Genomic DNA, 14200 nt, shown 5'->3' with positions numbered 1-14200 from the left:
ATAACGGCTTAGCCACACTAAGAGCTTATTACTCATATAAAAGGAATGCCCATGCACGCTGTCTACATTGAAGAATACGGAAATGATCAGAATTTGATATTTGGCCACCTTACTAAACCTACAATCGGCGCCAATCAAGTACTCATAAAGGTGCGAGGTGCTGGTGTAAATCCGGTTGATTGGATGGTTCGAGAAGGGCTACTAAAAGACAGTGGCGAGCACACATTACCTCTTATTCTGGGCTGGGACGCCGCGGGAGAAGTTGTCGAATGCGGAGAAGCTGTTGGCAATGTTAACCTTGGAGAGAACGTCTACGTTTATGCCCCGATTTCAGGTCAAGGCGCTTACGCCGAATACCTAGCCGTAGACAGCAACCTTGTCGCTCCCGCTCCTAAATCACTCGATATGGTTACCGCAGCGGCAGTACCATTAGCAGCAACAACCGCGTGGCAAGCCTTAATCCAAGGTTGTCATCTTACCTCAGGGCAAACTGTCCTAATTCATAATGCAGCAGGCGGCGTGGGCAGCTTCGCAGTTCAAATCGCTAAAGCACAAGGCGCTTATGTCATTGGCACCGCTTCAGCAGCTAAAGAGTCGTATGTAAGAAGCCTAGGCGCAGATGAATTCATCGATTATCAATCTCAACGTTTTGAACACATCGTTAATGAAGTCGATGCGGTTCTGGTTGCTATCGGAGGAAACGACATAGCCAAACGCTCTCTACACGTGGTTCGCAAAAATGGTTATCTCGTCTCATTACTTGATGAGATAGACACTCAAACAGCACAAGAACGAGAAATCAATGCACAGCGTTGGTGGGTAATGCCTAATGCCAATGATCTACAGCAGATCGCCACCTTAATCGATACTGGTGCGGTTCAAGTCAACATCGACAAAGTTTATCCCCTAGAACAAGCCAACTTAGCCCATCAATGGAGTGAATCCAAAAGAGCCCAAGGGAAAATAGTACTGAAAGTTTCAGCATAACAACATTAAGGAAGAGGACACGAACATGGCGACCAAACAGGCTTATAGAAATAAGAACCTACCAGACATGAGCAACGCCTTTAGCTGGGGACTTAAATTGAGCGATTTCAATGAAGTATTTTTTGTCACCGGGCATGCCGATTGCGATCCTAACTTCATCACCCAGCATCCGAATGACCCCGTCGCTCAGACTCGTTCAATTCTGGCTCAAATGAAAGATTTTCTGGAAGAGGCAGGGTTCAGCGTCAACGATATTGTGCGAACCGATTGGACTTTCACCAATGATGTAACGTCACAACAATTCGCTGAGATCGCCCAAGTATGGGAAGAGTTTTTGTTGGATGTCGAAGTCAAACCTGCGACAGGCACACTACGTTACGTACAGCGACTGGGGATGCCGGACATGTTGGTGGAATATGAAATGATGCTGGCTAGGTAGCCGAAATCGTTGCAAAGCACACGATTATCTAATTGAAGGTATTCTTTCCAGTAAACATAAGGTGACACCTGATATAGGGTGTCACCTTAAAGTTATCGAAGTTTGTTACTTATCTGAATCGGTTGGCGCTTCAGAGTCACAGCGTTCTAGATCATAGTCTTGAGTTGTCCCACTGTTTCCTCTGAAATTCATTCTAACAATCATGCCGTTTTCGACAAACCAACGTAAGTTATCACAAGAAACTCGGTAGCTGCTCTTCATCACTTGACCTGTATTCCATCTAGACTCGCCAGGTAACGTCTGCACATAATAAATAACCCCCTTTTCTGTCACCGTCATCCCTTTAATATCGCTCAAATGTTCAATTGCAATATCTATGGTCTCTTGGGTCGCAGTCGGCTGTAAGTCATCGATTGATACGATCTGACATGCGGATAAAAGGAGTGGAGATAAAAAAGCCATCACTGCGTTTTTAGTTTTCATTTATATTTCTCAGGTTAATTGTATTAATTATCAATTTATAAAACCGAGATTCTATTTCAAAATTAAATAAGTTTAAATTCAAACATTTAACAGAATTATACAAGTGAGAGCTAATTGACCCTAATTTGTGAGCTATCTAAAATCTCTGGCGATTCGGCGCTCTAGTAAATCAGCGGTCACCTGACCGTTTGCGTGAGCCACCAAGTTATCTATTCGGAGTACGATGGTTTCTTTAGACATCGGGCGAGACGTAGCAGTAATGCTCCAGTTATTGTCGCTCTCTGGGTTTTGCTTTACTCGCAATACATAATAAATATGCTTACCTTCAGCTACCGCTTCGAGAAGCTTTGAGCGCTCTCGTTCCATTTTGCTCATCAACTGCTGAGAAGCATTTTTTGCCTTCGCTTCATCATTAGAGCTACACACATTCACCGCGCGATTTTTCCAATCAATAGCACCAGGGTTGTTCCAACCAAGGTAAAAATAAGATTGTTCATTCTCACATGACCAGTCATAAGGGTTGGTCATTGGTGCTTTAAGCAATACGGCGCAAAAGTCTGTGATGTTCAAAGTAACTCCAGTCGCTAAAAATGAAAGAGGTCACAATACTAACAAATAGAACACATACGGTACATCAAACCATTTAGTGAAATTCGAGCGCATTCATATTATTCTGCCCTACACAAAAATCCCCCTAATAGGAGGATTCTAAAATGAGGCATCAAGTTTCTATACCAGTAGGGAGTCTGGTATAGGAAACGACTTGTCGCTATTACGCTTTACAGTAGACACGCGCTTCACGTGGCGTGTAGATACCAAATGTCACAGTGGCCAGTAAACCATTCACAAACGTTTCCTGAACCTCTACTTTAGCGACTTTATCTGCTGATCCACATACCTGTGCGGCATCGATCTCTTTTCCTTGCGCCAAGCCATTAATGAAGAAGTGATGTGACGTTTCCACTTCAGGTTCGCCTGCTTGAGGATCCATTACGAAAGTTTGTTGAGCGCAGCCAGTTACAGCAACAGACAAAGCAGCAAGTAGAATCAGTTTTTTCATGTTATCTCCGGATAGTTTATTGCGATTAAGGTAACCGGAAGCAACAAAAACGTAGACCTGCGTCCGACCTGAATTGCTACCTATCATTCCAGAGTGGGATTGTATTTACTGTATGGGTTTGTCAGCGAACTTCTTACATCATAGCTAAGCGCTATTTCACAAGCAGGAAATGCACTTGCGCCAGAAGCACCGACTCATCACCCAAGGTGGGCTATTTCATTAACAACCCTGTCGTACGATCAATCGTGCCATCAGAAAGTAAGCGGGAGATCGCCTGCTCGACTCTAGTTTTAATTTCTTCAAAATTTGGGGCTGATTTAGACAAGGAGAAGGTCTGATTAAACGTCTTAAACTGTTTGAAGTGAACGTTATCTGAATCCGACAAGAACACATCCATTTTCTGCTTGTTGGCGTATAAAAACTTCGCCCTTCCGAGCAATAACATCTTAGTAGCAGATTCGATGGTCGCAGAAGGGAACACGGTGAGTTTCTCTTGTTTTTCTGCTTCCCAAACGCCCGGAAGAATAGACAAGCTCCAGCCGAAGACACAGATAATGCTTTCGCCGTAATAGGATTCCAACTCCGTAGGTATTTGGTCCTCTGGCAACGTTGAATACATACCAAGTTTTGCTGGAACATTGAACTCTGTAAAGTGAACTCGGTTTTCCAACATTTTCAATTGAGAAGCGCTATTAATCACACTACCAAAATGCAACGAGCCTGAAATCAGCTCTTGTTCGACTCTTTTTTTGGGTAACGAGCGAAACACGCAATTCAACTCAGCTTCATTACAAATGGCTCGAAATGAATCTATCATCGGCCCTCGAAAACTCTGCGAGGCGGGATCGTAATAATAAACAGGGAAACCATCACTGACTCCTACCGTCACATCAATAGGTTGGCTCGAAGCAGCGACAAAACTAGAAAAGAACGCCAAGACACTTATCAAATATTTCATAATGACCATCCTTGTATGGATGGTTACAAGTATAGTCACGCAAATCTCACATCTAGATAAAAGCGAGAATATTCACCATTCCTAACGGCTATTACGCCTGTGGGAAAGTCATGGTGAATCGAGCACCATGTAATTCACTACTGTGCCCAACTTCAACGGTCGCGCTATGTTGCTCACACACCTTTTTCACTATCGATAACCCCAAACCATGACCATTCTTCGCCTTATTTCGGGCTTTATCACCAACATAAAATGCATCAAACAAATGAGCTTGATGAACTTCATCTACACCAGGGCCATCATCGTGAATCGAAATATGGAATACAGTTTCACTGTGCTCAATGGTGATCAATACTTGGCTATTGGCATACTTAAATGCATTACGCAGTAAATTATCTAAGGCTCGACTTAGCAACCTTTTGTCCACATTCACATTTAGAGGCAGGTTATCTTCTTGATTAGAGTTACGGAAATGGATCGGCAATGAAGTTTCTTTACTCCAACGCTGGATAGCAACAGGGAAATAAGATGACAAGTCTAACGCTTCAAAGCTGAGCTCTAATCGTCGATTATCTAACTTCGCGTAATACAGCAACTCATCCACCATTTGCTCCATCTCTTCCGTGTCTTCCACTATGCTTTCAACCGTTTGGCGTTGCGTGTCACTTAGAGGCGTGTCTTTAAGCAATTCTGCTTGCCATTGAATTCGAAACACTGGAGTCCGCATTTCATGAGCAACCGCATTCGTCAGTGATCGATTGCTTTCAATGAGGTGATGAATCCTCTCAGCCATAACATTGAATGATTGATTCAACGAACCTATTGCACTGCCTTTAGATGTATTGGCACGAGCGGACAAGTCGCCTTCGGCAAAACGTAACGTGACTTGTTCAAGTTTTTTCACGCGTCGGAAAATAATAAAAAGGTGCCCTACGCCATAGACCATAAAGCCAGAAATAAAGAATGCCCAAATCAAGTTATCTTCTAGTGCGACTTTCTCCCTGACAAAAGTCTGTTCGTCAGGCAGGTAGTGGTAAGTGTTATTACTGTCAGACAAGCGAAACCATAGTTGGCGATCATCGTCATGGTAAATCGTTTGATTGGGCTGAGACGCGAAAAAATCAGCCACTTCTTGTGGCAGCTCATCACTTGGTGAGTGGATCACCAGTTTACTACGCGCGGTATCGGCAAACTGATAGAGGGCTTGATGCGCAGCTTCAAGGCCTTGATTGGTCGCGATATTATCGACCATATTTTGGTAAGCAAGCGCTTCATAGTCTTCTAGTACAAACTCATAATCCGTATTGAGTTGGTACACAGAAATCTCATACAAAAACAGGCTTGCGATGAAGCAGCCAAACAAACCTAAAATCGATTCAAGATAAATACGTCGCATCATTATTCTCTTTGGGTGCGCCGCTTATCGAGCGCAGTTATGTCCAAGCGGTAGAAACAAACAAGTAGCCTTTTCCTCGGATGGTTTGAACCTTTTCCGCGGGCGCTTTGTCATCTCCAAGCAACTTCCTTAAACGTACGACCTTATTATCGACCGTGCGATCAATGCCGTCATACTCAATGCCACGCAACTCTTGCGTTAAGAAATCACGTGAAAGTGGTGTATCTGAATGGCTCGCGAGCAACCACAATAAATCAAATTCACTGTCTGTGAGTGGCAACACTTGCCCTGATATTTCGCACTTTTTATACCGATTCTTTAAAGTCAAATTACCAAAACACAACTGTTCATCGTCTTCGATAACTGGCGTATTTTGCTCTTGGCGGCGAAGTAATGTGCGCACTCGTGCCAACAGAACCCTTGGTTTGATCGGTTTAGTCACGTAATCGTCTGCACCAGTTTCCAGCCCCGCGACATGATCAAAATCGTCATCACTGGCAGTGAGCATTAAAATCTTACCTCGGTAGGATGAGCGTGTCTGTCGGCAGATTGTAAGCCCATCCGTTACAGGCAACATAAGGTCGAGCAATACAATATCAGGCTGCTCTGCCACTATGGTTTGCGCCGCGTCGCTACCGTCGTCCAGAGCTATCACATCGAAGCCTTGCGAAATAAAATAGTCTTTTAGCATTTGCTGAAGTTTGAGGTCATCTTCAACAATAATCATTTTGTGATGCGTCATGCCGTTATCTGCCCTGTATTTTTACGACGAGTATTCATATCCAACCAACAACAGAAACCTTGCCCGAGTTTCCGTAAGCTGCAAGCTATTTCCAAAATTATAAACCTTTTCATTCGTTTGGCGGGTCACTTACCTTTCTATTCAGCCTATCAATACAATCCCATACATAACAAGGACAGTAAATTACATTTCAAATCAATAAGCTCCTCATATCACTTAGATTGAGGTATTTACATGAATCACTATCGCTCGCTTTTATTGGCTGCGCCGCTATTACTGCTTGCTGGCTGTAACTGAAGTTCAAACACGCAAACCTCCGCGTCAAAAACGAGTGCTAAGCCGTTGGCAAATCATCAATTTACTATTGCAGAACGCACAGAGCTGCTCGAAGAACGTCAGGAAATCCTTGATTCGATACGTTTGATGCTAGGTGGGAACACTTACACTAAGCTTGAGTACGCCGAATCTCTGGGAGAGGACGTCACCTTACTTAAACTGTCTGACAACAATAACAATCATGTAGATCTGCTGTTACAAGCCGCCGACAGCAGTGAGCCATGCATTGTTTATCAACAACCCGCGACCGTAAACGCTTTCTCTTGTGGCCAAGCTCAACGCTCGATCTCCAATGATGCCACCTTAATTAGCTCTACCGCTCTACCGAAAAACCTTTCTGTACAACTGGAGTATTATTCAGAAGCGGAAGAACACTTTGGTAGCATTGGCTCTACCATTTTGACGCCAAGCCAGACGGCAAACCAAGTCAACATCACCACATCATTCGCATTTGACGACTTTTTCAATCAAGTCTTGGGCATGAATCGCAGCGATGAGCGTATCAACTCCACTCTCGGTGTCACTACTTACACCCAGCTCAATCAGATCGTGCAGGGTTACTCAGGCACTGAGATGACCGTCAAGTTTAACAATCACATCGGCGGCAGTGCCGATGACGATATCAACATGTACACCGGGCTGCTCATCAACAGCGAGGCGATGACCACCATTGTCACCCCAACTGGGTCTGTTTTCTCTGGGGGAACGGATCTCTTTGCCGCAGGTAAATCTCGCATTTTACAAAGATCTGCGAATCAACCGATCGAACAAAACAAACAGATTGGCGTACATAGTTGGGGACAAGGCGATAAAACAGCTAAAGACTTCCCATACACTGACGAAAGTCATCGCAAACAAGCGACCTATTTCAACAAGGTAATGGGAGACAAAGGCATCGATTTTTACCTGTTTACGTTAGATTCAGCGCCTGCTGATGGTGAGCATTGGGTAACGAAGACAGAATCAGACCAATACGGCTTTATCACTCAAATGGATTAATGCCTCGCCGTTCAGCTGCTGTCTAGCACACTTTAGGTAATGAATTCACACGTCATTACCTAAAGCTAAGTTATCGCTCGTCGCACCACATTTGAGTTGGGAAAATAATGAAAAGGTGTAGACTCAAACAATCTCAGCTGATGATCTTAGGGGCACTCAATGCGACACATTAATAATCAAGACTTACTCTCTTTCATGGTATCAGAGCCAGCGCAAAGCATTGCCGTCCATAACCCTGCAAATGGTGAGTTGTTAGGTTACGCCCCAATATCAACTGAAGAACAAATATCAGAATGCATTAAGCAGTCCCATATTGCGCAAAAATCTTGGGCAAAGTTGCCGGCCAAGGCTCGCGCAGCCAAGCTTCAAGATTGGTTCAAGCTCCTTCATGCAAATAAAAACGACTTAGCGCGTTTAATGACATTAGAACAAGGAAAACCGCTAGCGGAAGCCTTAGGAGAAGTGGCTTACGGGGCAAGCTTTATTGAATGGTTTGCCGAAGAAGCCAAGCGCACCTATGGGGAAACGATCCCAGCACCGTCTGGCGATAAACGTATCATGACCATCAAGCAACCCGTCGGCGTTGCCTGTGCGATTACACCTTGGAATTTTCCGATCGCGATGATCACACGTAAAGCCGGGCCAGCATTAGCCGCTGGCTGCAGTTTTATTGTCAAACCCTCGGAGTTAACCCCATTGTCAGCGTTTGCTGTGGTTAAGCTTGCCTACCAAGCAGGGATCCCACGTGAAGTGCTACAAGTAGTCTTGGGAGAAGATGCCCGCCAAGTCGGCGCAATATTCACCTCTCATCCGCTCATTCGAAAACTCTCTTTTACAGGCTCAACCCAAGTGGGACGCATTTTGATGCAGCAAAGTGCCCACGATGTTAAAAGAACTTCGATGGAACTTGGTGGCAACGCGCCGTTTATCGTGTTTGATGACGCCGATATTGATGCTGCGGTTAAAGGGGCAATGGCGTCAAAGTTTCGCAACGCGGGTCAAACTTGCGTCTGCGCCAATCGCTTTTACGTGCATAGCAAGGTCTATGATGAGTTCGTTGAAAAGTTCGATGATGCCGTGAAGCAATTAACCATTGGCAACGGCTTAGAAACTGGTGTGAACCTTGGCCCTATCATTAGCCAAGCAGCCAAAGAGAGCATTGAGACGACAATCGAACGAGCAATTGAGCAGGGCGCACAGCCAACTTCACCACTCCGTCACTTAGAAGGGCTCTTCCTCGCCCCTGTTATTCTTAAAAATGTCACTCACGATATGGATATTGTGCAACAAGAAATCTTTGGCCCAGTCGCTCCAGTCATGCGCTTTGATACAGACGAAGAGCTAATTGCTATGGCAAACGACACCATTTATGGCCTCGCAAGCTACTTCTACAGCCAAAACATCCATAGAGTGTGGAACATCGCCGAGGCGCTAGAGTATGGAATGGTTGGCATCAATGAAGGGATCATCTCGACGGAAGTTGCACCATTCGGTGGCGTGAAACAGTCGGGTATTGGTCGAGAAGGTGCCAAGCAAGGTATCGATGAATACATGGACATCAAATACTTGTGCTTCGGTGGGAACGAATAAAAGCAGAGTAACGAATAATGTCTTTATTAGAACCGAATCAATGGCATGAGCTAGAAAACGGCAACGTTTTTTGGGCGCCCCACTTCTTTGACGAGCAGCAATCTCAGCAACTATTTGACGCTCTTTATCATCAAATAGAGTGGCAAAGTGACGAAATTACGATCTTTGGTAAAACCATGCCAATTCCTCGATTGCAGGCTTGGTATGGTGATAAGGCCTATCGCTACTCAAATTTGCTCATGCAACCTAAGCCTTGGTTAACGATTTTGCAGACGCTCAGGCAGCGCTGCGAGCAAGCGGCGCACACTGAATTCAACTCCGTACTGTGCAATTTATATCGAGATGGCAATGATTCAAATGGCTGGCATAGCGATAACGAACCCGAATTGGGGGCTCAACCTGTCATTGCATCAATCAGTTTTGGGGAAACGCGTAAATTTCACCTCAAACATAGAGTTACCAAGCAAAAGCATACTTTTGAGCTCACTTCAGGCAGCCTATTGATCATGGCTGGCGATACGCAAAAATACTGGCAGCATACCGTTCCTAAAACCAAGCTAAAAAAATCACCTCGGATCAATTTAACCTTCCGAAATATCGTCAATTAATTGAATCACGGTCTGCAATCAAGCGTTCAAAATAAAGGAACGCAAAATCAAAAATAACCGCCTTTTAACATTCTACGCTTTCCGCGACTTTTCAATCTGTTACATTGAGCAACCTAAATTATAACGAATAACAAGGTCAGTTATGGACATCGCTCAACTAGACACTCCGGCACTTATTGTCGATCTTGATATCTTGGAGTCTAACCTTCAAGAAATGCAAAAACGTATCGACTCATTAGGCTTAACGCTTCGCCCACATACTAAAGCTCACAAGATCCCGGCCATCGCTCAAATGCAAATTGACGCTGGCGCACAAGGCATTTGTACCGCTAAGCTGGGTGAAACCGAAGTAATGGCCGAAGGTGGCATCAAAGATATTCTGATCACTACCCCCATTGCAGGCGCGGCTAAAATTCAACGTTTGATCAAGCTTCATCAGGACTATCCTGACTGCCAATTTATTCAAGTGATCGATCATAGCTATCACGTTACTGAGATCAGTAAAGCAGCCTTAAAAGCTGGTTTAACCATTCAACTAATGATCGAAGTAGAAAGCGGACAAAACCGCTGTGGTGTAGAAGTGGGCGACGAACTTATTCAATTAATCGAGTTAATCAATGCCACCCAAGGTGTTAGCTACGCTGGAGTTCAAGCTTATAGTGGCCACTTACAACACGTAAAAGGTTACGACGAGCGAAACCAGCAAGCGAAAAGCGCCGTCATTGAATTATTCAAATTTATTGACTCGGACTTAACACCTAGAGGGTTAGCTCCAGCAGTGATAAGTGGCGGCGGCACAGGCACCTACGCGGCATACCAAGATCTAAGTTACAGTGAAATCCAAGCAGGTTCTTATGTGTTTATGGATGCCGCTTACCAAGCGATTGGCGACGAAAACCACCAGCAAATTAACCAACAGTTCGGCCCAGCCCTAAAAGTGATTAGTACAGTGATCAGCCACCCGAAAGCTAATCGAGCAGTGGTCGATGCTGGTATGAAGTGCCTGTCTATCGATTTAGGAATGCCAACTGTTGATGCATGTGATTCCATTCGCTACCAAACGGGGGGTGACGAACACGGCATCCTTCACCTATTGGAAGGGCAACGCGAACTCACCCTTGGCCAGCAAGTTACTCTCATTCCAAGCCATTGCGACACCACTCTCACCAACTTCAATACTTTGCATGCCGTTCGAAAGGGCAAAGTCGTTGGGCAATGGACGATACTAGGCCGCGGTCGTTCAGATTAGTAAACGGAACCCTTACAAAGCTAGGCATCTACCGGTTTAATTTCGGTATTAGTCCTCAAATTAAAAAAGGAGCGAATGACGCTCCTTTATGTATTTTACTACCAAATTTCTTCGAGAAGTTTATCTTTTAGCGTATTCGCTTCAGCGATTTGCTCCGTCGACATATAACGTTTTACGTCTTCAATCTCTTTTGCCGCATCTGGATCACCATACTCTTCTGCGACCTCAAACCAAGCTAACGCTTTCGTGAAATCACTCCATGTTCCGTGACCATTTCGATAAGAATAACCCACCATATATTGGCTGTAAGAATCACCTAGGTTAGCCGCTTCTGTGAAGTACGGAAGAGATTTCTTGTAATCTGTCTTTTTTAAGCCGCATGATTTTTTGTACTTCGGGTAATAATAAATATCCCCCATTTTCGCGTAGGAACGGGCATGCTCATCGGTTTCAATCGCCTGAGTGAACCACTTAATAGCCGTCGCACAATCAATGGCAACGCCTTCACCATTTAAGTACGCCACTCCGGTGTTATACATACCACTCGCATCACCAAGCTCCGCCGATTTTTCTAACCAATACAGCGCCTTTTTCAAATCTTGCTTAACCCCTAGCCCATCGTTATACGAAAAGCCCAGTTGATACATAGCGTCAGAATACCCAGCTTCCGCAGCAGCACGGTAGTATTGGTTCCCTTTCTTATAATCGACCTCTGTGCCTTCGCCATCAAAGTACATAACCCCTAAACTGTACAGCGTATATGGGTCTTTACTCGGCTCTGCTTTGTGGTACCAAGCAAGAGACTTCCCATACTGCTCGTCACTGTAGTAATAATCGGCCACATACAACATCGCTTCCAAATTACCGGTCTCGCCCACTTTCTTCAGATATGAAAGCCCATGATCGGCGTTCTCTTGCATCATGGCTTCATTAATAAGGAGCTCACCCGCTTGCATTAATAATGTCGGATCTGAGCTTGTTTCCGCTGATTTGAGCATTGCCATCTGTTCGTCTTCAAACACTTCCATGCTTAAATCGTATGCCGATGCATTTGATGACAACACCATCGATGTTGAAATCAGTAAATAACCACCGAGTCTACGCATTCCTTTCCCACCTAACTGACTATATTTAAAAACAAAATTGACGATATCAACGTGAAAAACTATTAACCTAATACACAATAATGATTACGAGATCTTGTTAAGGCTTTATCGAAAATTTCAAAGTAAGAAGCAACCCCAGATCACAGACTCACCTTTCAATCATTCTCAAAAGTGATGATTCGATCATTTATTACACAACCACCTAGAATCTCATCGAGAAATTGTGATTGAACTTGGAACGAACGATTTTAGTACGAACATTCAACCACGCGAGAAATGGGCAGACTTAACGGCCTTCAAACACGACAGGAGCACAACCTGTTGACCAAGCTTCGCCAGCGCTATGGAGAGGTCCCTGTTGTTTCTATTGGCAACTATGTATAGCCAAATAATGCGTTATTACCAGGACTGGAAGACGTACAAACTCAACTGAAACAGAACGACCTTTCGACAATCAACGTTGTCACCCTTACCACCAGTTTAGAAGGGTGTTTATAGCACCCTACGGAAACAGAACATAATGTAATCGCGGACACACTCTCCGACTACATTCTTCAGAAACAGTTATTCGACTAAACAAGCGCCTCGCAGGGTAAATCGTTAACCAAACAAAAACGGCTCTCAATGGAGCCGTTCATTCCAATTCAGATCTAACTTAAAAAAATTGGCATGTGCGATTTGGCAATATACGCGATCATGACGAACACAACGCACGTTAGCGAAGCAAATACTGAGCGAACTTTCGGTGACAAGTTCGGTTTAAACGCCAGCATGGCAAATGCCACATACACACCTAGCAGCACTAACTTTTCCGTTAGCCAAGCGTCTGAAAATGGGTATTGGCTGATCATAAAACAAAGCGCTAGTGCTGACACTAACATACCAAGTGTGATCACTTTATGGGCGGTAAATGCGAGCTTATTCGCCAACCAAGGGGATTGTTTATACCCCCATCCCGTTCGTAAGAGAAAGCTTAAGAAGCTGAGTAAAATGAGCGCGAGATGAGATTTTAATAGCAGTAAATACATGCCGTTCCTTAACGTTATTTATACCTATTTATCGGAACGCCAAAATACCCTAGCACGTCACCACTCATCATGATGTAAATCAATTGTTAAATAAAAGTAGTGCTTTAACTCTATTTATTATGACATGCCTCACTACTATATCGCGCGAACAGGAATACGCGTTCGGCCAAATCCCTGATGAAACTGAACAAACTTTCCATGTATCGCATGGCCGCAGAACTCGCAATGTCCGCTAGGATCAAGGTGATACTTCCCTAGCTGATACCAATCTCGCTCAATCACACACTCGTGACAATTTGGGCAATAAGTCGAATCACCAGCACTATCATGAACATTACCGACATACACATAATTCAAGCCATGCTTAAGCGCGATTTTCCTGGCCGTCTGCAACGTACCAAGCGGTGTCCTTGGCTTATCAAGCATTTTGAAATCAGGGTGAAACGCGCTGAAATGAAGTGGGACATCGCAACCTAAGTTTTCTCGAATCCAGCCACACATCAAATTCAGTTCTTCAGAGGAGTCATTTTCTCCCGGGATCAACAAAGTAGTGATCTCTAGCCATACTTGAGTTTCATGATGAATGTATTTGAGTGTGTCGAGAACTGGGTCTAAATGTGCGCTGCACAGCTTGCGATAAAAGCGCTCCGTAAAACCTTTTAAATCGATATTTACTGCGTCCATTGCGGCATAAAAATCTTGCCTTGGTGTATCGCAAATATAGCCAGCACTCACCGCGACCGAATTGACTCCAATTTCTCGACAAGCTTGAGCGGTATCGACCGCGTATTCTAGAAAAATCACCGGATCGTTGTAGGTAAAAGCGATACTTTCGCAGTTGTGGTTAACTGCGGATTGAGCAATCTTTTCTGGCATCGCAACGGTGCCTAACGCATCCATTTTCCGAGATTTACTGATGCTCCAATTCTGACAAAATTTACACCCTAAATTGCAACCGGCAGTACCAAACGACAAAACCGAGCTGCCGGGATAAAAGTGGTTTAACGGCTTCTTCTCTATTGGATCAATGCAGAAGCCACTTGAACGGCCATAACTGGTCAGAACGATTTCGCCCTGATGTGCCATCCGCACAAAACACGCCCCTCGCTTCCCGTCTCGTAAATGGCATTGTCTGGGGCATAAGTCGCACACGACTCGCCCGTCGCTTAATTGATGCCAATATTGAGTGGGGTATTTGTCTAGATTGGCCAGCATAAAG

The 14200-nt window shown here is 44.5% G+C and carries 14 protein-coding genes and 1 pseudogene; 6 read left to right on the top strand and 9 right to left on the bottom strand.

Annotated features, from left to right (window positions below; translation table 11 throughout):
• The first annotated feature begins 51 nt into the window (after positions 1-51).
• Together ELZ11_RS06345 and ELZ11_RS06340 are read left to right on the top strand one after the other, a co-directional pair.
• Positions 52-987, top strand: a complete 936-nt coding sequence (locus tag ELZ11_RS06345; protein ID WP_137356541.1) for an NADP-dependent oxidoreductase — start codon at positions 52-54, stop codon at positions 985-987.
• A gap of 25 nt (positions 988-1012) precedes the next feature.
• Positions 1013-1426, top strand: a complete 414-nt coding sequence (locus ELZ11_RS06340; protein ID WP_137356540.1) for a RidA family protein — start codon at positions 1013-1015, stop codon at positions 1424-1426.
• A 105-nt stretch (positions 1427-1531) separates the two neighbouring features.
• Here ELZ11_RS06340 and ELZ11_RS06335 read toward each other — a convergent pair whose 3' ends face one another.
• From ELZ11_RS06335 to ELZ11_RS06310, 6 genes are all read right to left on the bottom strand, one after another.
• Positions 1532-1909 carry a hypothetical protein gene (locus ELZ11_RS06335; RefSeq protein ID WP_137356539.1) on the bottom strand — a complete coding sequence of 126 codons (378 nt, stop codon included), beginning with the start codon at positions 1907-1909 and terminating at the stop codon, positions 1532-1534.
• A 132-nt stretch (positions 1910-2041) separates the two neighbouring features.
• Positions 2042-2479 (bottom strand): hypothetical protein, encoded by a 438-nt coding sequence (locus ELZ11_RS06330; protein ID WP_137356538.1) that lies wholly within the window; start codon positions 2477-2479, stop codon positions 2042-2044.
• A 202-nt stretch (positions 2480-2681) separates the two neighbouring features.
• Positions 2682-2969, bottom strand: coding sequence for a Bor family protein (locus tag ELZ11_RS06325; RefSeq protein WP_137356537.1), 288 nt, complete (start codon positions 2967-2969; stop codon positions 2682-2684).
• A 211-nt stretch (positions 2970-3180) separates the two neighbouring features.
• Positions 3181-3927, bottom strand: coding sequence for a transporter substrate-binding domain-containing protein (locus ELZ11_RS06320; RefSeq protein WP_167494638.1), 747 nt, complete (start codon positions 3925-3927; stop codon positions 3181-3183).
• 91 nt (positions 3928-4018) lie between these two features.
• A complete protein-coding gene (locus ELZ11_RS06315; RefSeq protein WP_137357024.1) occupies positions 4019-5323 on the bottom strand; it encodes a sensor histidine kinase in 1305 nt (434 codons plus the stop codon).
• A gap of 37 nt (positions 5324-5360) precedes the next feature.
• Complete coding sequence (locus ELZ11_RS06310; protein ID WP_137356535.1) at positions 5361-6065, bottom strand: response regulator; 705 nt, start codon at positions 6063-6065, stop codon at positions 5361-5363.
• A 234-nt stretch (positions 6066-6299) separates the two neighbouring features.
• Between ELZ11_RS06310 and ELZ11_RS06305 the strand changes: the two are divergent.
• The 4 genes and pseudogenes from ELZ11_RS06305 to ELZ11_RS06290 all read left to right on the top strand — a co-directional run bounded on the left by ELZ11_RS06305 (position 6300) and on the right by ELZ11_RS06290 (position 10847).
• Positions 6300-7400, top strand: a pseudogene (locus ELZ11_RS06305) (alpha/beta hydrolase).
• Between the two features lie 159 nt (positions 7401-7559).
• Positions 7560-8990 carry an NAD-dependent succinate-semialdehyde dehydrogenase gene (locus tag ELZ11_RS06300; RefSeq protein WP_137356534.1) on the top strand — a complete coding sequence of 477 codons (1431 nt, stop codon included), beginning with the start codon at positions 7560-7562 and terminating at the stop codon, positions 8988-8990.
• Positions 8991-9007: 17 nt separating this feature from the next.
• Positions 9008-9598, top strand: coding sequence for an alpha-ketoglutarate-dependent dioxygenase AlkB family protein (locus ELZ11_RS06295; protein WP_137356533.1), 591 nt, complete (start codon positions 9008-9010; stop codon positions 9596-9598).
• 142 nt (positions 9599-9740) lie between these two features.
• Complete coding sequence (locus ELZ11_RS06290; protein ID WP_137356532.1) at positions 9741-10847, top strand: DSD1 family PLP-dependent enzyme; 1107 nt, start codon at positions 9741-9743, stop codon at positions 10845-10847.
• 98 nt (positions 10848-10945) lie between these two features.
• On the opposite strand, the gene ELZ11_RS06285 is transcribed toward ELZ11_RS06290, so the two are convergent.
• The 3 genes from ELZ11_RS06285 to amrS form a co-directional block, all read right to left on the bottom strand.
• Positions 10946-11953 (bottom strand): tetratricopeptide repeat protein, encoded by a 1008-nt coding sequence (locus ELZ11_RS06285; RefSeq protein WP_137356531.1) that lies wholly within the window; start codon positions 11951-11953, stop codon positions 10946-10948.
• A 650-nt stretch (positions 11954-12603) separates the two neighbouring features.
• A complete protein-coding gene (locus tag ELZ11_RS06280; RefSeq protein ID WP_137356530.1) occupies positions 12604-12981 on the bottom strand; it encodes a SirB2 family protein in 378 nt (125 codons plus the stop codon).
• A 135-nt stretch (positions 12982-13116) separates the two neighbouring features.
• A complete protein-coding gene (amrS, locus tag ELZ11_RS06275; RefSeq protein WP_137356529.1) occupies positions 13117-14196 on the bottom strand; it encodes an AmmeMemoRadiSam system radical SAM enzyme in 1080 nt (359 codons plus the stop codon).
• Positions 14197-14200 lie beyond the last annotated feature (4 nt).

It is taken from the genome of Vibrio profundi, from assembly GCF_005281835.1.
Lineage (GTDB): Bacteria > Pseudomonadota > Gammaproteobacteria > Enterobacterales > Vibrionaceae > Vibrio > Vibrio profundi.
This window is presented reverse-complemented; position numbering and strand designations above follow the sequence as displayed.

Coding starts and splice junctions, on each gene's coding strand:
- ELZ11_RS06290 (WP_137356532.1), top strand. CDS start 9,741: ATGGACATCGCTCAACTAGACACTCCGGCACTTATTGTCGATCTTGAT.
- ELZ11_RS06325 (WP_137356537.1), bottom strand. CDS start 2,969: ATGAAAAAACTGATTCTACTTGCTGCTTTGTCTGTTGCTGTAACTGGC.
- ELZ11_RS06345 (WP_137356541.1), top strand. CDS start 52: ATGCACGCTGTCTACATTGAAGAATACGGAAATGATCAGAATTTGATA.
- ELZ11_RS06315 (WP_137357024.1), bottom strand. CDS start 5,323: ATGCGACGTATTTATCTTGAATCGATTTTAGGTTTGTTTGGCTGCTTC.
- ELZ11_RS06285 (WP_137356531.1), bottom strand. CDS start 11,953: ATGCGTAGACTCGGTGGTTATTTACTGATTTCAACATCGATGGTGTTG.
- amrS (WP_137356529.1), bottom strand. CDS start 14,196: ATGCTGGCCAATCTAGACAAATACCCCACTCAATATTGGCATCAATTA.
- ELZ11_RS06295 (WP_137356533.1), top strand. CDS start 9,008: ATGTCTTTATTAGAACCGAATCAATGGCATGAGCTAGAAAACGGCAAC.
- ELZ11_RS06300 (WP_137356534.1), top strand. CDS start 7,560: ATGCGACACATTAATAATCAAGACTTACTCTCTTTCATGGTATCAGAG.
- ELZ11_RS06340 (WP_137356540.1), top strand. CDS start 1,013: ATGGCGACCAAACAGGCTTATAGAAATAAGAACCTACCAGACATGAGC.
- ELZ11_RS06310 (WP_137356535.1), bottom strand. CDS start 6,065: ATGACGCATCACAAAATGATTATTGTTGAAGATGACCTCAAACTTCAG.
- ELZ11_RS06280 (WP_137356530.1), bottom strand. CDS start 12,981: ATGTATTTACTGCTATTAAAATCTCATCTCGCGCTCATTTTACTCAGC.
- ELZ11_RS06320 (WP_167494638.1), bottom strand. CDS start 3,927: ATGAAATATTTGATAAGTGTCTTGGCGTTCTTTTCTAGTTTTGTCGCT.
- ELZ11_RS06335 (WP_137356539.1), bottom strand. CDS start 1,909: ATGAAAACTAAAAACGCAGTGATGGCTTTTTTATCTCCACTCCTTTTA.